Here is a 19,425-nt window from a genome sequence, read left to right as displayed (position 1 = left end):
TCGGCTAAAGTCTTTGTTCTATATAACTTTCGCTCATTTTGAGACTCCCATTCTTTGAGTTTTGTGAGATATTCGGGATGTTGCTGTTGGGTGGCGTGATGATTGAAGTGCCGATTGCGATGGTGCTGCTGTCTCGCATATTGCCCTACGGTGCCAATCGCTGGACCAACATGATTGTTGCGATACTTTACGGGGTACTGATTTCGTTCTTTGGCACCACTGATCTAGACGATACCTTTCATCTGATCATGGAAGTCGCGGCCCTATCCACCGTGATTTGGTCCGCATGGCGGTGGCGCAATCCGTTGCCAACACGACGCTCGGTCAGTCAGGAAGCTTAATAATGATCAACGCTATCCAGGAGAAGCCCCATGGTCCAAGCAAGCCAATTTTGGAACAACATTGCCGAGAAATATTCAAAGCAACCCATTGCTGATGACGCCGCCTACCAAAAGAAACTACAGGTCGCGCGAGAGTATTTTCAGCCCAATATGAAAGTGCTGGAGTTCGGCTGCGGCACCGGCTCGACGGCCATTGCCCATGCCCCTTACGTGCACCATATCCGAGCCATTGATTTCTCATCAAATATGATTGAGATTGCCCAAGCAAAAGCCGATGCCCAGAACATTCAAAACGTCACCTTTGAGCCAGCCAGCATTGACGAGGTGAGCGTCCCCGACAGAACCTATGATGCGGTGTTGGGATTGAATGTTGTACACCTACTAGAAAATAAGGAAGAGATAATTGCCAAGGTCCATAACATGCTCCAACCTGGCGGACTTTTTATCACCAGTACAGTCTGCCTGGGGGATACGATGGCTTGGTTCAAGCTAATTGCACCCGTTGGTAAATTCTTGGGTCTGTTTCCCTCAGTCCAGGTCTTTACGATACAAGACTTAGACAAAAGTTTGACGGATGCGGGGTTTGCGATTGATTACCAATGGCAACCGGATGATTACAAATCGCCCATCGGTAATGCGAAAATCGTGTTCATCGTGGCGAAGAAGGCTGAGTAGAATTAAATGGTGATACTGCACAGCAATTTGATCAGCATTCGTTCAAGTCATAAATCGAATCGACACGGCATATTCCTATGTATTTTTTGCATCAGTAGAAGTGATCACGATGCTGATAATTTTAGGGTTTGTTTGGAACTGGCCTAAACCACAAAGGAGGAAATAACCATGGATAGAGTAGCCGTATTTGGTAATACTGGTGGTGGTAAATCCACCCTGAGCAAACGGTTAGCCGCAATAACTGGATTACCCCTGGTGCCGCTCGATTTGATGCAATATAGACCCGGCGGCGAGAAGGTACCCCATGCTGAGTTCAAAGCTGCCCATGATGAACTGCTGCAACAGGATCAATGGATCGTTGATGGATTCGGGTCGATGGATACGGTATGGCAACGGCTGGACGTTGCCGATACCCTGATCTATCTCGATATGCCGGTGCTGCGCCATTACTGGTGGGTGACAAAGCGATTTATCAAAGGTGTATGGGGCCCCCCAGAAGGTTGGCCCGAAAATAGTCCCCTAGTGAAAGGCACGCTGATTTCTTACAACACGGTCTGGCTATGTCACACAAAGCTCACCCCCAAGTATCGGACCTATGTGGAAGCAGCAAAAGCAACAAAGCAGGTTTACCATTTGCGATCGCTCCAAGGGATGAAACAGTTCTGGCAAACCATAGCCACAGAATTTGAAGAGTGAGTTGTCATTGCTATGGATCACAATGATGGGACCAAGCCATAAAAAAGACCGAATAATTGCTTTGAAAGGTCAGGTTGGTGCAATTTCGTTTCAGGAACGCTCAATCCCCACAGGCCTCATCCATCCATCCCCACATCTAATCCCCACATGTGGGGATAACGGTTCCCTACATCCGTTTGTATTTTTGAGTTGTTGAGGCGTTAGCGATCGCGCTAAAGGACAACGGTGAAACGCTGTTGCCATGGCCCATGGACTGATCAGGCTGCAAGGTATGACGTGCTAATTCAGGTGAGTGAGGACTACCACCGGTCTTGGTTCATACCTATCCAGCCCCAACAACCAATCCGGATCTCTGGATATTTTATCTACCCGCAGCGTATAGCCCTCTGGTAACAGAGGGTTGATTTAACCATGCTCTTAAAAACAACAATCCCCACATTAGACCGCTGGAGAACTGCTCCTACTATCGACACCCTGCGTTCAATTTACGATGCCTCTGCCCACCAATGGCAAGACAATTTGGTCCGCCTGGGACAACTCCACGATTATCAACTGCTGTTCAACAACTACGCAGTGCGTACCTGCTTGAGCCATGTTGACCAGACATCTCACATTCTCGACTGTGGGATAGGAACAGGAGCCTTCAGTCTGGCACTGTTAGACAGCGTCAATCAGCCAGTCCATGTCTCCGGCGTCGATATTTCCTACCCTATGTTGACCCAAGCTCAACAGAACCTGGAAAATCGTTGTAGGACTCTTGATTTGAGATGTGACGATATCAGGCGCTTACCCTTTGCCGATGAATCTTTTGATGTGGTCATATTTGCCCATGTTTTGGAGCACATGGCCAATCCCGTAGACACGTTGCGCGAGATGGTGCGAGTCCTAAAACCGGGTGCTCCTCTAATTGCCTCAGTGACTCGCAAAGGCCTGGGCCAAGCCCTCATGGCCCTACGCTGGCAACATCGAGGCTACGCCTCCCACCAGCTGGATTTTTTCCTGCAAGCCGCAGGACTTGAGGCTGTGAAGTCGTTTGACTATGGCACTGGTTGGTCGAAACGGATGTGCATAGCCACCCTTGGTGTTAAACCCTGTCACATAGTCCAACCCTGAATTGTCTTATAGATAGTAGACACCAAAAGCTATCCATGAAAACACTACTGCGGATTGATGCAAGTACCCGAATAAAGGGCTCTAATACTCGAGTCCTTACGGACTATTTTCAAACTAAGTGGCTAAGTCATAATCCAGAGAGTCAGGTCATTCACCGCTGTCTGGCGAGTAATCCCATTCCCCATATTGCCAATGAAACCATCAAAGCATTCCACCATGCAAATGAGCCATCAAGTGACAAAATGCTGTCCGATACCTTGATCGATGAACTTAAAAGCGCCGATCATCTGCTCATCGGTAGTCCCCTTTATAACCTGACTCTCCCATCCACACTTAAAGCCTATTTCGATCATGTTGTGCGAGCAGGTCTTACCTTTGAAGTGCGACAGGGTAACTATCGAGGCCTGTTGAACGGCAAGGCGGCTACGTTAATTACGGCTCGAGGTAGTCAATCCTCGCCCACGGATGATTTTCAGACAACCTATCTCAGGAAAATACTGACGTTTATCGGCATTGATTCAATAGACGTCGTTGCCTTAGAAGGCATGGCCCTGGACCAGAAAACAAAAGAAAAAGCCTTGTCCTGCGCCAAACAACAAATAGACTGGTTAATCAACCGAACGGTCTCTCCTGTTTGGCAGGGTGAGTTTAGTGAGTATGATAAACAGCAAATCAACTTCCTGCGGGCTGGTCAGGCGGACGCGATCGTTAATGGTGATGCCCAAGCCTATGCTGAATTGTGTGCAGATAATATCCAACTATTGATTCCGTCACAGGATGTGATTACTGGACGTAATGCTTTACTGGAGGCAGAGCAAGCACTCTTTAGTAGTGCCAAGTTTGCTAGTTTCCAAAAATTTCCTTTGTACATCGAGCGGAGCGGTAATTTAGCGGTCGAAGTTGGCCGTCAAGAAGTCACAATGAAGAACCGTCATGACACGGGTGGTGTGTTCTCTACTGGTCAGAAATATACCCATGTTTTTCGTCTAACGCCGCAGGGCTGGCGCTTTGCAATGCTCATGTCCAATCCGAACGAGTGAACGTAAAATGTCAGACGAAAGAACCCTGATTTTTGAGCAAAATCGCCCCACCCTTGAGGGCATTACCTATCGCATGCTAGGTGAACTGTCCGGTGCCTTGGATATTGTTCAAGAAACGTACCTAAAATGGTGTGAGATTGATGTCAGTACCGTACATTCTCCACGGGCATGGCTAATTACTGTATGTAGTCGGATTGCCCTGAATCAACTTAAATCTGCCCGCGTACGCAGAGAACTGTATGTCGGTGAATGGTTGCCAGAACCCTTTCCCGATCAGCTTAACCAAGATCCGAGGGTACAGTTGGAATTGGATGACACGGTTTCGGTTGCCCTATTGCTGGCGTTGGAACGATTGTCTCCTTCGGAGCGAGCGGCCTTTCTGTTGCACGACGTGTTTAATCTGAGTTTTGATGAGATTGCCAACACCCTAGGAAAAAGCAACGCTAACTGTCGTCAGTTGGCCACCCGTGCGCGCAAACGTATTCGTGAGCATCGCCCCCGTTTCCACACCACCCCAGAAGAGCACCAAACACTGCTAGAAGCCTTTATTAGTGCCGCTAGACGGGGTGATCTAGAGCGACTGATCACGTTACTTGCCAACCAAGTGGAGCTATATTCCGATGGTGGCGGTCAGGTGGAAGCACTGCCGAGTATGCTTTGCGGGGCTGAAAAAGTAGCCAAGTTTTTTGTCTCTGTGTTTGGTCGCTATCAGCGAAACGCGATCGCAATTCAAACATTGTGGTTGCGATTTAATGGCTCGTCCGGTCTCCTCATCTATGAAAATGGCCAACTGGCAACAGCACTCACCATTGATGTTCATGCTGGGCATATCCATCGACTGTATGCCGTTCGCAATCCGGATAAGCTTAGCCAGCTTCCAGCTGAGATGTAAGAGGATATCCGTCCCTACAGTCTGTTGTCGAGGCTGTCGCGAGTTTAGAACGGCAGGTGTTGTCGCTAACTGGAATGACCGGTATGGTTTTACGCTATGGTCATTTCTATGGGCCGGGAACGTACTACGCCAAAGATGGTGCGATCGCAGCAGCTGTTTGTCAAGGGCAATAGAAAATCTGTAAGGCATATGACTTCGTTCATACTCAATCGAGATATGATCGGAGGGAACCAAAACCGGTTGCTTGGGGTCCCTCCGAGTTCCCCAAACCCCCATGGCTAGGGCCGGGAGGCCGCCCTAGGACCCAGCCTACTGGGTTGTCTTCAATTGCATTAAATAGGGGTTACGGCGAGGTCGATTAATCAGGTTATCGCGTTGTTGCTTGGCACGGCCCATCTCCACGTAGAGCATGCCTTTTTCAAATGAGTTTTCAATGCCTTCAGATTTTCTGTCCACACAATGAAACAGCCCTGCGTGGCTCCTCCCAGGAGGGGATAAGTTATCCCATTTTCGTACGTTATTTGGGATTTTATTTCAACCTCATTCCTAAGCAGGTGTATTGGTAAACCCGAAGGCACCTGCTAGACGATGGTTAGTTACCCAAGCGTTGTCATCCAGGACGTAGGTGGGCTGACTGGCCCTAGGAAGGTCTTGCCTGCGTTCATAGCCATCGATATCCGTTACCGGTGTGAGCAGAATCTGAGCCAAATTCTTAACTGCTCGCAGTTGATGAGTCAGGGATCGTTGCCCAACAGAGCTGTTGGCCACATAGCGATGCACGATGGTTTCAAACTCTTCCGGGGGCTGGCCTCCAACTTCCAGCACAGCATTTGTGGGACCACCGGTACCAAATGCATTTCGACGATATTCTTCAGCATAGTGGCGCATTTGTGCTTGTAAAAAGGGAGAAAATCCCTGAACTCTCAGCGCCTTGAGAAACATCGTTTCAGAAATATCGATGTATTTAACCGGGCGATTCAGCACCCGCGAAAAGGTATTCGCGATCGCTTCCGGCGCTAGCAGTTTAGGCCCCGTTGGCCGATAGGTTTTGCCGATGTGAGCAGCGGGGTTGATCAGGGCACCCACAATCACTCTGGCAATATCTTCATTGGACGGCGCTGGATTCAGTCCTTGTCCGAGGGGCATCGGCATCAGTCCCAGCTGCGCGATCGGTTCCAGGACCGCCATATAGTTGTCCGCAAACCAACCTGGGTTGATGGTGACGACGCCAACATCCGGCATCCAGGACAAAATTGAGTCCATCAGGTTGATCACACGGGTGGCAAAGGAGGGATGTTGAGGATGAGAGAGCCATTGTCCCATCATCACAACAACGTCCAGCTGGGCAGCCTGGGCGGCCACGGCAAAACTAACGCCGGAGAATAAGGGATTAGGCATGCCGGGTAAGCACAGGTAGGCTCGCTCAATACCTTGCATGGCTTGGGTAAGGGTGGCCATGTCGGCCATATTGCCAATCAAGATTTCCGCACCTGCTTGTTTAAGTTGAACAGTGCTGGCTCGCTGGGTGCGAACAAAGGCACGGACAGGGTAGCCTTTGGCCAGTAACTGCAATGTGGCTGCAAAGCCTGTTTTGCCATTGGCGTTGGTAATTAGAATTTTGGGTAGGGTCATGATGGTTTCCTGACGCTAGAGGGATAGGGTTGATTTTCTTAAAGAAGAAAGTCTTAGTTACGTTAGAGGGACACGTTGTAAATTGCTGAGCTGGAGAAGATTCAGCTGCTGCTGTTGGGCACTGGCAACCCAGGCTGGGTTATGGCTTGCAAGCTGGGGCTGCTGGAGAAGAGGATGGTGATGCTCGCGCTCCCATTTCTGCCAATCTGGGACTCGACTAAAAAGAGTTCGAATGAGTAATGCGATCGCACCCAGCTTACCCACATGGGAGAGTTTGGGATGGATCAGGGCAGGGTTTTGGAGATAACGCCGGGCGGTGTGTTCAAAGGATTCTGCCGGTTGTCCTGTTACCAGCTCCACATGATTCGTGGTGCCACCGATAGCAAAGGCATCGTGCCGAATATCATCAGCGTAGTAACGCATTTGGGACATTTCAAAGTCAGGAAATCCCATTGCTTTGGCCGCCTGAGAAAACATGGTGATCGAGGTATCTTGATACCGGACGGGACGCTGTAAAATTTTGCTGAGAATCGCTGCCATATCCTCAGTGGAGAGTAATTCTGGTCCCGTAGGACGATAGCTTTTACCGATATGGGAAGTCGGATCACTCAATACTCCGACAACAACGCGAGCAATGTCTTCATTGGCAGGCGGTGCATTACGGCCTTGGCCAAAGGGGGCCATCAGCAGACCAAAGTTGGTGATCATAGGCAGACCTAGCAAATAGACAAAGGCAAAAATGCCAGGGTTGATATGAATGACATCGACAGACGGCATCCAACGGTACAGATGATTGGCAATCCAATGCTCACGACTGGTAAAGGACGGGTGGGTGGCATGGGGATTCCACTGGCTCATCAAAGCAACAACTTCAAGGTTGGCTTCCTCGGCTGCTAGAGCAAAGAGCATGGCACCATGCAAAAGATTGGGTGCAAATGGCGGGCAATAGTAGGCTCGTTGCACCCCCTGTAAGGCGTGATGTAAATCTCGAAAATCTAAGAGATTACCGACAACTATTTCGGCCCCTGCTTGTTTGAGTTGCTGGGTGAGATCGCTCTGTCGACGCACAAAAGCACGCACAGGAAATCCCCGGTTCAACAGTTGCAACGCCACAGGAAACCCTGTCCGCCCTGTAGCAGCAGTAACTAAAATCCTTGGCTTCTGCATATCAACCTCTCAATTGAAAATTAAAACAATGATTCCAGAATAAATAGTCTGAAATAAGGCAAAAAAATTACGGGTACTAACACAAAGCAGGACGATTTCCCCAGGAAGTTAGCGTACTCTGCGAGAAGGGTAAAACCCTACGGAATGCCTTCCGCTTTCTGCCTTCCGCCTTCAGTCCTAGCCAAGATTTCCCAACTTACTGTTGATGCCCAACTTACTGTAGAACTCGCAGTGCAAGTTTCAGATGTTGTTGGATGTCCTGAGCGGTGTGACCACTGCGGGCCAGCATTAGGGCACAACGAAATTCAGTGACGAGGTAATTAGCTAAATCATCGATGTCCTCCTGTGATGTCAGTTCCCCCTTTTTAACGGCCCGACTTAGACAGCCTTTGAGCACCTTAGCAATATCCGCAAAAAAGTCTTTGACAAAGGTATTGATGTCCGGATCTCTCTGGCCCACTTCGACGCCCGTACTACACACCAAGCACCCATGGGGATAATCCGACTGGGTAATCTGGTGAGGAACCTGAGCAAAGAATTCGTGAATCTCTGGCAAGGAAGCAACCGATCGTCGGATCGGGGTTTGAATATCCTGATGGCGATCAGTGGCGTACTGCTTGAGAACTTTTTTGAACAACTCTCGTTTGGGACCGAAGGTATTGTAGATACCGTATTTGGCCACCCCCGATCGCTTAACCACTTCATCGACAGAAGTGTCGTAATAGCCCTTCTCCCAGAACACCTGAATGGCAGACTGGAGAGCAACTTGCGGATCAAATTCACGGGGACGCGCCATATTTCAAACTAATTCGTCTGGAATAGTTACAGACTAGCTCGTCTGAAATTAGATGTCAACCCATCTAACCCCCCACAGGGCTCATCCATAAATCCCTACATCTAGTCCTCACATCTGGGGGCAACGGCTCCCCACATCCGTTTGTATTTTTGAGTTGTTAGTGCAGAGGGGCAACTTGATCATGTTATTAAAAACAAAAATCCCCGCATTAGACCGCTGGAGCATTGCTCCCAGTATCGACACAATTCGCTCGATTTACGATGCCTCGGTCCATCAATAGCAGGACAATTTGGCCCGTCTGGGCCAGCTCCACGATTATCAGTTCTGTTCGAAAGTCAGGCAGTGCGCACTTGCTTGAGTCATCTCAGCGTTCTCGTTAGTCGGTAGCCAAGTTCCTGGCCTGCGCTACTCACGAGGTAAAATACGTGGGCCAATCGGTTGCTATCTCAGGCTAGTAAGTTGTTGAAAATACCTGAGAGGTAACGCCCCCATGGTGCCTAAGGGGTAACTTTCTGCAACAAAGTTGTTTCATTGGGAACAACTATAACTGACGCCTGCTCCTCTTGCAATGTGGGTGTCAGCAAGGTTGCACGAGTCAATAAATATGCTGAAAGTAGAAGCATGCCAGTGGCAGGAACGCCCAAAACTTTCCGATCAGTGATCGGGAGATAATTTGCATCTGTTATCTTGATGTAGTTCATGTTAAAAACCTTTAAATACTGTTCTTGTTTTGAATATAACAACATAATCGATTGATAAGGAGAGTTTTTCTCTCGGTTTTATATGAGCATTTTTTATAGACTATATTGTTCTCACTTAGGGATAAGGATTTTATAAGATCCAAAAATTATGTCTGAAGAGGTGTTCCATGGAACGCCTGTACATCAGAAGATAGAACCTAATTGAATCCTCATTCCTTAGCTATTAAAAAAAGGGAGTGAGGTAGCAGTAAGCCGTGTGAAGCTAATCATTAGCAGAATAAGATTGAGAACTGAGCATAGCTGTTGAAAGCCAACCCAAAATAATGACTCCCAGAAAAACACTAAGCATCTTGTTAGCTCCTAATCTTGTTTAGTTTGCATAAGAACTACCTGGTAGCATCACATTCAATATCAGCTTGCTTTACAGGCTATTAGTCTTAACCCATTTCCCTAGCTGAGATTCTGTACAAAAATGCATTTGATTCCAAGAGTACTTTGAGGATAATGACTTGAGAAGGTATCGAATAATCATAGATAAAAATCTATAGTTATTTATTTTGGATTAATTAGAGTCTATGGGAAAACTTAAATAGCTGCAAGTAGGAATCACTGATATTTTTCTAACTGTCAGTACTGAGTCGCCAAATCTGAGAGATTATCTAACGTGGAAGGAAATTATTGGCACTGCTAACATGTGTGCTGTTAGGACTCAGGCCGTCGAGTAGAATCTGAAAGTCATGCAGGATCGACCTGTGCGATCGCGATCGCTAAACTCATATAGATGGTCATAATCAAACTGATACGCATCAAGGATGGCTATGGCTAACTCATCGAGAGCCAGATTGGCTGGAATAGCAATGCGCCGCCAGGTCTTTACCCATACCCGAAGAATGTCCTGCCGCTCTTGATCGATTGGCAAAAAGCATGACAGCATCGCCACTAAGCGATCGCAATCAGACAGATCGGCCACTGTCCGCTCCATCAATACTTGCAATCGCGCCGATACCCCCAGAGAAAACCGCCATTGACCCAGATGCGAGTCAACAGCGGTCACAACTTTGCTAAGGGCAGCAAGCTTTCTTTCCTTTATGGATTCCAGCTTGCCACGCAGAACTGTCACACTGCCTGTGCCGATTGCAACCACGATGCAGATTCGCGCGTATACTGCGCGAATCGTCTTGGATCGTGTCCGGTTACCTGCTTTATGTCGTTTGTGATGCGGCTTGCTTGATCCTCTCGATAGTAACGTTCGAGGTCGAGCATCCGATCTGCGATCGCTTCCGGCATTCCTTCTGCCAGCATACCGTGCTTCAAGTCCGAAGGAGAAAGACTGATATGACTGATTGAACGCCCAAGTACCTTCGACAGATCGTTCGCGAGTTCGTCGTAGGTCATTGCCTCGGGGCCGGTCAACGTATAGGCCTGTCCCACATGGTTAGGCTCGGTCAGCGCTTTTACGGCCACCGCAGCGATATCACGCACATCGACATGGGCGATCTTGGCTGCGCCGCTGGCGCTGTAAAACACGCCTTCAGTTTTGATCGTCTCGCTCATAAACGTTACGACATTCTGCATAAAGCTGTTCGGGCGGAGAAACGTCCATGCCATGCCGCTCGATTCAATCGCCTGCTCGACGGGCCGATGAATCAGGGCAAGACTAAATGCCTCTGCTTCGGCTCCCATAACGGATTGCTTCACAATGTACTGCACGCCAACCGCTTTCGCCGCTTCGACGGCGTTGAGTTCGAGCTGCGTTTGGTTCAGGGCGTTTGGCCCCAGGAGAAACAACTTATCACATCCCTGAAACGCCGCACGCAGTGTTTCAGGGCGGTTGTAGTCGATGATAACGGCCTCGATCCCTTTCGCCAGTGCCGCGTCCATCTTCTCTTTTGAGAAGTAGGCAACGCGAAACGGCACCTTGGCTAATTCCAGCTGTTTGACAACTTCGCTACCGACAGTTCCACCCGCTCCAGTGATACAAATCATCTGTCATGACCTCTCTTTGAAACTAAAGATTTTGAAACTAAAAATGTAGACTGATGGCTGCGTATAAACCTTGTCCACGTCCAGAACGGTCGTTTTACCGTAGAGGAAACTACACGTTTCAACTTGGACGTGGTTTAGCAGCCTAGGTGCTCCTCAAAGTTTGAAGAGGAGAATCATAAACAAGACCGATGCCAAGCTAGCAAACGATGTTCTGACTAAGTTCCAGCGATTCCAACCGGGTTCGAAATCTATGCGGGCTGCCTTCAGAGCCACTGCATCCATGGCATCGACATGTAGCGCTTGGAGTTGATTGTTCAGCGGGACGTTAATCGTGAAGGTGGACAATTGGACACCCAGGATGTAAATGATAGGAGCCGAGATCACTAGCAGACGCTGAGCGCCATCCAGTTGTCCGAAACCCAATCCCGCCGCCGTCAACGCCGTCGCCACGGAACCCATCCAGACGGCTACAAATAGCGGCTGGTTATTTTGGATGACGCCGTCAATCACCTGAAAGGCTCGGATAAATTCGCGGTCATTCAACGTTTTTATGCCGGGCATCACGACTGTGGCAAAGGCAAATAAGAAGCCTGCCACGAGGGAGCACAGCAAGGTTGCCAAAATCAGAACAATTTGAAAAGTTGCTACGGTTGACATGGTTCAAGTTCCTTAATTTGAAATGTCAGCAGTTGAGGATGATATGGATTAATCCTTTTATGAAGACATTTTCAGCTTACGGAGGCTGACCCCATGGTGCTTGTCATTTCTTGCGGGCTTGTCACTTTCTTGCGGTGACTTGTGAGATCTGAATGTAACGCTTAGGATTTAGGGGTACTTCAATGTGCCTGAAAAAGTCCGAGTTGTTCATGTGAGGTGCCGTTAGGCTCTCGTCATTAGCAATCTGACTGCGGCCTTGAACCTATGGCGCTTGCTCAATCTCAGTCAGCCGATTCATTTCCTGAGGATTCGCATTCAAGCGAGTCAAATCTAATCCTGGGAACAGAGACGATTCAGATTGAACAGCTTCGCTTTCCTCCAGGGGAAGCAGATTTTCATGCTGAAGCGTCCCACACGCTATTTGTGAATCTAACGTCGCGTCCCCAGTCTTATCTACAGAAACAGGATGGGAAAACCCATACTGGGTTGTATCGCCGTGGCGATATGCTGATTACCCCTGCTAATACACCGCTATTTGTGCGGTGGGAGGGGGCTGAAAATTGCCTACAGATCCAGCTGCCAGCATCATTTCTGAAGCAGGTTGCGGAGGAAACTCTAGGCAAGAATGGCGATCGCCTCACCTTGGTACCCACCTTTCAAAGTCGTCAGCAGCAGCTTGAATCGATCTCTACGCTGTTATTGGCAGAGGTGCAGCAGCGTCAACCCAGCGGGCTGTATTTAGACTCGCTGGCAAATTTACTGGCGGTGCAGCTGCTGCGCAACTATGGGACGACCTCGACCCAGTTGCCAACGTATGAAGGTGGGTTACCAACGCTTCAGCTGAATCAAGTACTGGACTATATCGATGCCGGTTTGGCTGGGGAAATCAAGCTGGCTGATCTGGCCGGATTACTGAACATGAGTCCGTTCCATTTTGGGCGCATGTTCAAGCAGTCCATGGGAATTTCGCCCCATCAATACGTGATTCAACAGAGATTAGAACGCGCGAAACACCTGCTGAAACATAGTGATCAAGCCATCATCGATATTGCTCTGGAGTGCGGATTCAATAGTCACAGTCATCTCAGCAAGCAATTTCGCAAAGTGATGGGGGTAAGTCCCAGAACCTTCAGAGGCTAGACATTTATTTTTGAACGCCCCCTAAGTTCGCTTACAGAAACTTGAGTCTTAAGAGTTTTTCAGTTGTTTTTGAAGCCAATCAGTATCTACATCAGAAAATGCTGGCGGAGGTGGTGATTGATCATAGTCAAGAGATAGATCGTAAGCCGCTTCATCGTAGATAGCATTAAGCACAGCTTGCAGATCTAAAGGCACATCTGGATCAGGCTCCTGCAAAGGTACAGGCACAACCGGCAAAGTAGTAGCCAACTCTACCGGCCAGATTTCAATTTGTTTTGCCTGGGCACGGGTGAGCGCAATACAGTAAGGCACTTCTGGTAGACGAGGTTGGGCAAAAGGCCGAGTCCCTCGCCGTAGCAAGTCTAATTCGAGCAGATGAACATCAGCCTGATATAACCGCTGTCGCTTTTGGCGGTAGGTGGTCAACCCCGGTTCTCGCTTGTTGATCGGGGACAGAATGTCAATGCTGGCTACCAACCGATTTTTTGCTGTGTCTCGAATTTCAACCGTAGTCAGTCGCACCTGCACGGCCTGAGGCACTGGCAGAGAAAGTTTGGGAGGGGTAATGGTGAGGGTGCTACCAGGGGCAGTTTCAGCAGTCGGACGTTTGGGGGCCTCCAGCACTTCTACATCCGGATAAAGAATGCCAATTTCCCCGTCTGGGAAGGAATCTTCAGCCAGATAGACCTCCAAACGAGCAGTATATTTAGGCCGCAGCAGTGGCGTTAACTGCTGACGAATTTTATTAGCCAACGCACTATGCACATCAGGCCATAAATAGCTTTCAAGGTAAGGATCCATTCCAGGAAAGGGCGATGGCATAGAAGTCAGTCTCGCAGGAGCGTTAGAACTAGGATAATCATTTCTAACGCCAGGTAACTGCCCTGCTGAAAAATGTATAACCTCATGATGCGGTCATACTGACCATTTACAACCATGAGATGGCTATGTAGCCATCAAAATAAGCCCTATAAGGGTTACACGGAGTAGAGTGATCCCAATACTCTATAAGTATTGGGATATATACTGTTGAGTAGTAATCAAAGCAAGTGATCAAACATGATCAATAGCCAAAAGTGATCAAAGATTTGAGGTACCCCATAATAGGGAAGCAATTATAGGAAATACTGGCTCAATATCGGCTCAAATATTTTTCAGCTTACTTGAAACCCTTTGATAGAGATGCTTTCAACACTCCACATAGCCGATTGAAATCGAGTATACCGAAAGGTACCGTGGATTCGAACCCCACTCTCTCCGTTTACGTTTCAGGCATTACAGACTTATTTCAGCCATTGAGCTGCTTTGCAAATAGAGCAGTTATTTATGGTGAAAATGCTGTATTTAACGCCAAAATTAGATCAAAATTAGATCAGTTTTTCAGGGTGTTTAGTGTGCCAGTTACAAGACCGTGCCCCTAACGTTTTTTCTTCGACCGATTTTGTTTACGGGACTGCTTTTGGGCCTGCCGCTTTTTCTTACGTTTAGCATCAGTCTTCTTCAGTTCAGCAAATCCTGATAATTGCACCATACCTACTGGCAAGGGTCGTTTTTGCTTTGGCGCACTACTGTGAAAGCAACCCCACCATCCAATTGACTTGATAATGTCAGTAATAAAGTAGTTTCTTCGGCCAGACAGCCTCTGAATAGAGCCCTCTGGCCCCAAGTTAATTGCCTTATCTAAATCCTGAATAGTAATCCAATCAGGTGAAATCCGTTTGCTCTCGTAGTCCTGGCGGATTACTTCTATCAGGGACTCATGGGGGCACAGGTCTAAACTGTACATGAGCAATGAATGATAAATAAAATCATCATCATCGTCTGTTTCTTGTCGAAACGTTGGCCATATTTCCTCAAAGTAGTCCAACACTGATTCCCTAGAGATTTCTCCTTCTACCACCAGGATCAACAATGCCCTCATGCTGGCACTGCGCACATATTCATTCACATCCGTATTTTCGATGGTTTGCTTAATGGGAACTAAATTGCGATCGCAAACAGATGCCAGAATATTAGCTAAATCTTCAGTAACGATATCCCCGGTGACATCCATGATGATGTCACCGGGGACAGAAACAAAGTCAATGATAGGTTGATAAGCTTGAGGTTCCCGAAACTGTGCCAGCAAGTAGAGCGCGTAAAGGTGGCGAATATAGTCTGGATTTGCATCAATTTCTGCCAGCTTTTCTGCCGCAGGAATAAACTCCGCGATTAGCAGTGGTGTAATGTCTTCTTGTTGGACAATGGCCTGTTTCAGGATTTTGCGAGGGAGCTGGCTATCATGACTCTCCTTTAACGCTTCCATGATGGCTGCTATGTCCATTGTCCCTATCACCTTAATCAACTGTTTAGGAACTCATCTTACAATATCGATATTCACTGACAAAAAGCCTTTTGTCATCAAGTCTGAGGCTTAGACCGTTGCCAATGTCTAGCAATTTGCTCTCGGGTGGCAATCCAAATGTAAGGATGGCACGACCACAGGCATTCATAGTGGCCTGGATGCCAAAGTCATCAAACAGCTTTAAGATCCGCCAAAATCCTACCCTGGAACCATACTCAAAGTGAGATTCCATGGCTACATCAGGTACATTCTGGGTTTCTAAAACAATCTCATAAACACCTTCATTGCAGCTATCCCCATCAGAAATCGCCAACTCTGCCCCTTCTTCAAGATTGAGCACAAATGACACCGCTACCCTGGCCTGATTGGGCCAATGAGGATTGGGGGGATTGGGTCCATAGCCACGAAAATCTCTGGAATAGGGTTCAGAAGACACCGTTAATGTAGGCTTTTTTAGGTTCAGGAATCGATTGAATCTGGTCAGGAATCACCACCAGTGTGGATCGATTACGCACGTCTACCGTACCAAAGACCCCTTTCACCTTGAGCCAGGTCTCATTTTCAAAGTCATCAGCGGTATCGATATGGATCGCTAATCCCAGGGGCACCGTATCTGCAAGGCAACAGCGAATAATCCGTCGGGCCAGGATAAATTGGTTGGGCACACCGGGAAACTGACGATGAACAAAGCCAGTAATATCAACGGATTGCCCTGGAAAGATATCAAGGGGTTCTCTTACAGACGTGATCAAACGTCGCCATTGCAATACATTACGCTTGAGGGGGTCCGGTTCTTCTCCAGCTGGCTCAGCATAGGACCAGATGTCGATGGCGGCTTTGTTGGTTTCTTCTGGTGCTTCACCAGTCTCTGACTGGGATCTTTTGACCCACTGAGTAAGGTTTTGCAATAGAGGAAATCGGTTAATCATAGCCACTTACTTAATGCGAGTATCAAACATCTCTGCGAGTTCCTGTTCTTCAAAGGCTTTTACCACCTCGGATCGAAGATGCTCAATAAACAGATTACGGTGATAGTCAAATCCTTTGCTCATCATGTCACGGGGACGGGGCATATCCACCGGCACCATGGCCAATGTTCGCCCTGGATTGGCGGTCAAAATCAACACCCGATCGGCGAGATAAACGGCTTCGTCAATGTGGTGGGTGACAAAAATGACCGTTTTACCAGTACCCTGCCAGATATCTAGCAAAAACTTTTGCATCTGGTGTCTGGTTTGGACATCCAATGCCGCAAAGGGTTCATCCATCAATAACACATCGGTGCCAAGACAGAGGGCACGGGCAATGCAGGCGCGCTGTTGCATGCCCCCCGAGAGCTGATGGGGATAGCGATTTGCTGATTTTAACAGGCCCACTTGTTGTAGGTATTCCTTGGCCCGCTGCTGCCGTTCTCGCTTGCCGAGTCCTTGCAAACTGAGGCCAAAGGCGACGTTTTCAATCACTGACAACCAGGGAAACAGGGACGCCTGCTGAAAAATCATGGAGCGGTGGGGAGACGGCTCTGTAATCACATCATCTCGAAATCGGATTGCCCCGGAGGTGGGGGTATCTAACCCGGCAATCATGCTCAGCAGCGTGCTCTTACCACAACCGCTGGGGCCAATAATGACTAAAAATTCCCCTGGTTCCACGGAGAAACTGATGTCGTCAATGGCTAAATTGGCTTCGTTGGTGTCAGGGTTCCAGATTTTACTGATGCGATCGCAAACAATTTCACTCATAAAATAAACCTTCCTGGACAGTGGGCAATGCCCACCCTACTAGATTTGCGCTGACCCTTTCCACCACAGCACTCGCTGCTGCAACTGTCGAAACCCTACATCCAGCAGGTATCCCACCACCCCAATCACTGCCATGCCCAAAAACATCAGCTTGGCATTAAACATCTGTCGCCCCACCATAACAATGGCCCCCAGTCCGGTATTTACCCCCACCATCTCAGCCGCCAGTACCGCCATCCAGGCCGCAAAAAAGTTAATCCGCAAGATAAAAAACAAGTCGGGGATAACTGCCGGTAAGATCACCTTAAACATCACCTGGCGACGGCTGGCCCCTAAGACCCTCGCCGTATTGATATACAACTGGTTGACATTGTTAATGGCATTCACCGTTGCCAGGGTAAGCAAGAAGAAAATACCAATAAACACCACAAAAATTGCCGCACTATCCCCAATGCCAAAGGCCATGATGGCAAAGGGAATCCAGGCAATGGGAGCAATGGGAGCTAACAGGGTAATGACAGGGAGGGTGAGTTTACCAAAAATCTTAAAGTAACAGGCCAGGCCACCCACCCCAATGGCGGCAATAAAGCCCAGTATCAACCCTGCCACCACTCGTTTTAGGGTAGCCACAATGGCAGTGAGCAAAACAAAGTTTCCCCCCGTACGTTCCACCCCGATTCTTGGGGCAAGAAACTGTTCCTGATTACCAATTTCAGCAATAAACTCATGGGGTGGGGGCAAGATTAATGTGTTTACCCATCCCAGGGCAGTCACCAGTTCCCAAATGCCAATAAACAGCCCCAAAGATAGACACCACCACATGACAGAGGTGCCCACACCCTGCCACCAACGACCCCGTGCTCCAGTGGTACGAGGTGTGGCTGGAGTGACAGACGATTTTAATTGCATGTTTTTAGGGATGGAGGAATCAAGTTTGGGCATATACCACTAACAATGAAGGAAACACTAGACAACAACCTCATGACTTGAGTTTTACGCCTAAACCCCTCCGCAGAAACCGATCCAGAACATCTATAATCAACCTCGCCGTAACCCCAACTTAATGCTATTAGGAATACCCTAGTACGGTGGGTTTTAGGGCGGCGTTCCGGCCCTAACCAGGGGGTTTGGGGAACTCGGAGGGACCCCAAGCAGCCGGTTTTGCATCCAATCGATATCCTGAAACATTACTGTCAACATCGGCAAATGGCGATAAGGATTGCTCAGGGCTTTCCTCCCCGAACCCCTCCTGTTCGTGGGGGCCTAGACTCCCCCACCCCCCCCCGACAGGGTGGTCGCTAATAGCAAACATTCTGGTGAGGTGTGAGTTACGGCGGGGTAATGATAAAGGTTAATCCCCCAATCACGAAATTGTTCTTAATCAGTTTTAAGCAGTCACTTTAACCTTAACCCGCTCCCATAACTCTGGGCTCTCAGCAATCACCTCTTCTAGCAACGAGAAATTAACAAAGTTATCATCCAGATCCGTATTAATGTAGTTCAACTCTTTCATACTCTCTGCCCGCTCATACATAAAGTTACGCTTATCCCGCACATCCACACCAGGAGGCTGAGCCTGGGCAGAGGCCAACAGGCTCTCCATATCGGTCTTGTAATACTTATCGATGGTCGCTTGGGCTGCCCCTTCAAAGTTACTTTCAATCTCGTACTGAGCTTCAAAGAAGACCCGAATTACATCTTTAACCATCTCGGGCTCGCTTTCGATAATCTCATTACGAACCGCGAGCACACAGTCGGGATAGCCACTGCCGTAAATATCAACACCATTACCGAGGATATTGCCATTGGTCTGGGTTTTGGCCTTGGTGGCATAGGGCTCAATGTGACTGACGGCATCCACCTGTCCTGCCAGATAAGCGTTTAACAGTTCAGTGGAGTCGCCAAGATAGACCATTTCCACGTCGTCATAGGTCATCCCTTCTTTTTTCAGGTAGTCATAGACGATGACATCCAGGGTATCGGCCTGGAAGGTGGCAACTTTTTTGCCCTTTAGATCGGCAAAGGATTTAATTTCGGGTTTAGCGACAATAACCAGACCTTCGACGCCACTACCTGCAACAACTTGGAAGGAGGCACCCTGGGTGTAGGCTGCGATCGCATTGGTAAACGGAATCACCGCCATCTCCACCTGGCCAGTGGCCAATTGCACCGCCACATCAGCCGGCATCGGTGTTAGAGCCGCTGTTCCCTTAAACCCATACTTGGCAAATAGCTCTTTCTCAGCAGAGTAAAACAAGGGCATATTACACAGACCCGCCCCGTGGGCAAACTTAATCTCACGACCATCCCAACCGCCTGAGGCAGCAGGTTTTTTGCCCGGTGCGCAGCTGCTTAAGAAAGATAGTAGAGAAGGCGTCATCGCTGCGCCCAGACTCATCCCAAGAAAACGACGACGGTTAGTGCGAGAATAAAACATAATTAAATCTCCTTAGTTCAATTTATTGATCAAGTCACGAGGCTTACGAGCTGAGATAAGAAAAAG

22 protein-coding genes are annotated in these 19,425 nt (G+C 48.4%); 7 read left to right on the top strand and 15 right to left on the bottom strand.

The annotated features are described in order from the left end of the window. Nucleotides 1-77 precede the first annotated feature (77 nt). From IXB50_RS15815 to sigJ, 6 genes are all read left to right on the top strand, one after another. Entirely contained in the window at nt 78-341 is a 264-nt protein-coding gene (locus IXB50_RS15815) for a hypothetical protein (RefSeq protein WP_215609956.1), read from the top strand. Between the two features lie 30 nt (nt 342-371). Beyond that, on the top strand, nt 372-1,016 hold the full coding sequence (locus IXB50_RS15810) for a class I SAM-dependent methyltransferase (RefSeq protein ID WP_215609955.1): 645 nt from the start codon (nt 372-374) through the stop codon (nt 1,014-1,016). A gap of 168 nt (nt 1,017-1,184) precedes the next feature. Continuing rightward, a complete protein-coding gene (locus tag IXB50_RS15805; protein WP_215609954.1) occupies nt 1,185-1,712 on the top strand; it encodes a P-loop NTPase family protein in 528 nt (175 codons plus the stop codon). A gap of 411 nt (nt 1,713-2,123) precedes the next feature. Beyond that, nucleotides 2,124-2,825, top strand: coding sequence for a class I SAM-dependent methyltransferase (locus IXB50_RS15800; protein ID WP_215609953.1), 702 nt, complete (start codon nt 2,124-2,126; stop codon nt 2,823-2,825). Between the two features lie 35 nt (nt 2,826-2,860). Beyond that, complete coding sequence (locus IXB50_RS15795; protein ID WP_215609952.1) at nt 2,861-3,865, top strand: NAD(P)H-dependent oxidoreductase; 1,005 nt, start codon at nt 2,861-2,863, stop codon at nt 3,863-3,865. 7 nt (nt 3,866-3,872) lie between these two features. Beyond that, the gene (sigJ, locus tag IXB50_RS15790; RefSeq protein WP_215609951.1) at nt 3,873-4,757 is read left to right on the top strand and encodes an RNA polymerase sigma factor SigJ; all 885 of its coding nucleotides are present in this window, start codon (nt 3,873-3,875) and stop codon (nt 4,755-4,757) included. A 309-nt stretch (nt 4,758-5,066) separates the two neighbouring features. On the opposite strand, the gene IXB50_RS15785 is transcribed toward sigJ, so the two are convergent. The 8 genes from IXB50_RS15785 to IXB50_RS15750 all read right to left on the bottom strand — a co-directional run bounded on the left by IXB50_RS15785 (nt 5,067) and on the right by IXB50_RS15750 (nt 11,696). Continuing rightward, a complete protein-coding gene (locus IXB50_RS15785) occupies nt 5,067-5,213 on the bottom strand; it encodes a hypothetical protein (RefSeq protein WP_215609950.1) in 147 nt (48 codons plus the stop codon). 90 nt (nt 5,214-5,303) lie between these two features. After that, nucleotides 5,304-6,389: an NmrA family NAD(P)-binding protein gene (locus IXB50_RS15780; RefSeq protein ID WP_215609949.1), complete on the bottom strand. Its 1,086-nt coding sequence runs from the start codon at nt 6,387-6,389 to the stop codon at nt 5,304-5,306. Nucleotides 6,390-6,446: 57 nt separating this feature from the next. Further along, a complete protein-coding gene (locus tag IXB50_RS15775; protein WP_215609948.1) occupies nt 6,447-7,556 on the bottom strand; it encodes an NmrA family NAD(P)-binding protein in 1,110 nt (369 codons plus the stop codon). 214 nt (nt 7,557-7,770) lie between these two features. After that, nucleotides 7,771-8,352, bottom strand: coding sequence for a TetR/AcrR family transcriptional regulator (locus IXB50_RS15770; protein ID WP_215609947.1), 582 nt, complete (start codon nt 8,350-8,352; stop codon nt 7,771-7,773). Between the two features lie 497 nt (nt 8,353-8,849). Beyond that, nucleotides 8,850-9,053 (bottom strand): hypothetical protein, encoded by a 204-nt coding sequence (locus IXB50_RS15765; protein ID WP_215609946.1) that lies wholly within the window; start codon nt 9,051-9,053, stop codon nt 8,850-8,852. Nucleotides 9,054-9,762: 709 nt separating this feature from the next. Next, nucleotides 9,763-10,173 carry a plasmid pRiA4b ORF-3 family protein gene (locus IXB50_RS15760; RefSeq protein ID WP_215609945.1) on the bottom strand — a complete coding sequence of 137 codons (411 nt, stop codon included), beginning with the start codon at nt 10,171-10,173 and terminating at the stop codon, nt 9,763-9,765. Further along, a complete protein-coding gene (locus IXB50_RS15755) occupies nt 10,170-11,039 on the bottom strand; it encodes an SDR family oxidoreductase (protein WP_215609944.1) in 870 nt (289 codons plus the stop codon). Before IXB50_RS15755 ends, IXB50_RS15760 begins: the two co-directional genes overlap by 4 nt. A 153-nt stretch (nt 11,040-11,192) precedes the next feature. Further along, complete coding sequence (locus tag IXB50_RS15750; protein WP_215609943.1) at nt 11,193-11,696, bottom strand: anthrone oxygenase family protein; 504 nt, start codon at nt 11,694-11,696, stop codon at nt 11,193-11,195. Between the two features lie 264 nt (nt 11,697-11,960). Between IXB50_RS15750 and IXB50_RS15745 the strand changes: the two genes are divergently transcribed. Beyond that, a complete protein-coding gene (locus IXB50_RS15745) occupies nt 11,961-12,836 on the top strand; it encodes a helix-turn-helix domain-containing protein (protein ID WP_215609942.1) in 876 nt (291 codons plus the stop codon). Between the two features lie 48 nt (nt 12,837-12,884). Here the strand turns inward: IXB50_RS15745 and IXB50_RS15740 are convergent, their stop codons facing one another. The 7 genes from IXB50_RS15740 to IXB50_RS15710 form a co-directional block, all read right to left on the bottom strand. Continuing rightward, nucleotides 12,885-13,658, bottom strand: a complete 774-nt coding sequence (locus IXB50_RS15740) for a DUF4058 family protein (RefSeq protein WP_215609941.1) — start codon at nt 13,656-13,658, stop codon at nt 12,885-12,887. A 595-nt stretch (nt 13,659-14,253) separates the two neighbouring features. Further along, the gene (locus IXB50_RS15735; protein ID WP_215609940.1) at nt 14,254-15,159 is read right to left on the bottom strand and encodes a DUF1186 domain-containing protein; all 906 of its coding nucleotides are present in this window, start codon (nt 15,157-15,159) and stop codon (nt 14,254-14,256) included. Nucleotides 15,160-15,184: 25 nt separating this feature from the next. Beyond that, on the bottom strand, nt 15,185-15,616 hold the full coding sequence (locus IXB50_RS15730) for a polysaccharide deacetylase family protein (protein ID WP_215609939.1): 432 nt from the start codon (nt 15,614-15,616) through the stop codon (nt 15,185-15,187). Beyond that, nucleotides 15,606-16,109: a TIGR03943 family putative permease subunit gene (locus IXB50_RS15725; RefSeq protein WP_215609938.1), complete on the bottom strand. Its 504-nt coding sequence runs from the start codon at nt 16,107-16,109 to the stop codon at nt 15,606-15,608. The genes IXB50_RS15730 and IXB50_RS15725 overlap by 11 nt, the downstream gene beginning before the upstream one ends. A 6-nt stretch (nt 16,110-16,115) precedes the next feature. Beyond that, nucleotides 16,116-16,922: an ABC transporter ATP-binding protein gene (locus IXB50_RS15720; RefSeq protein ID WP_215609937.1), complete on the bottom strand. Its 807-nt coding sequence runs from the start codon at nt 16,920-16,922 to the stop codon at nt 16,116-16,118. 39 nt (nt 16,923-16,961) lie between these two features. Further along, nucleotides 16,962-17,831, bottom strand: a complete 870-nt coding sequence (locus tag IXB50_RS15715; protein ID WP_246564571.1) for an ABC transporter permease — start codon at nt 17,829-17,831, stop codon at nt 16,962-16,964. A 478-nt stretch (nt 17,832-18,309) separates the two neighbouring features. After that, complete coding sequence (locus IXB50_RS15710; protein WP_215609935.1) at nt 18,310-19,359, bottom strand: ABC transporter substrate-binding protein; 1,050 nt, start codon at nt 19,357-19,359, stop codon at nt 18,310-18,312. Nucleotides 19,360-19,425: the final 66 nt, after the last annotated feature.

Source organism: Leptothoe spongobia TAU-MAC 1115 (assembly GCF_018739885.1).
GTDB classification, from domain to species: Bacteria; Cyanobacteriota; Cyanobacteriia; order Phormidesmidales; family Phormidesmidaceae; genus Leptothoe; species Leptothoe spongobia.
Note: the sequence above shows the minus strand (reverse complement) of the source record. Positions and strands in the feature narration are given on the sequence as shown.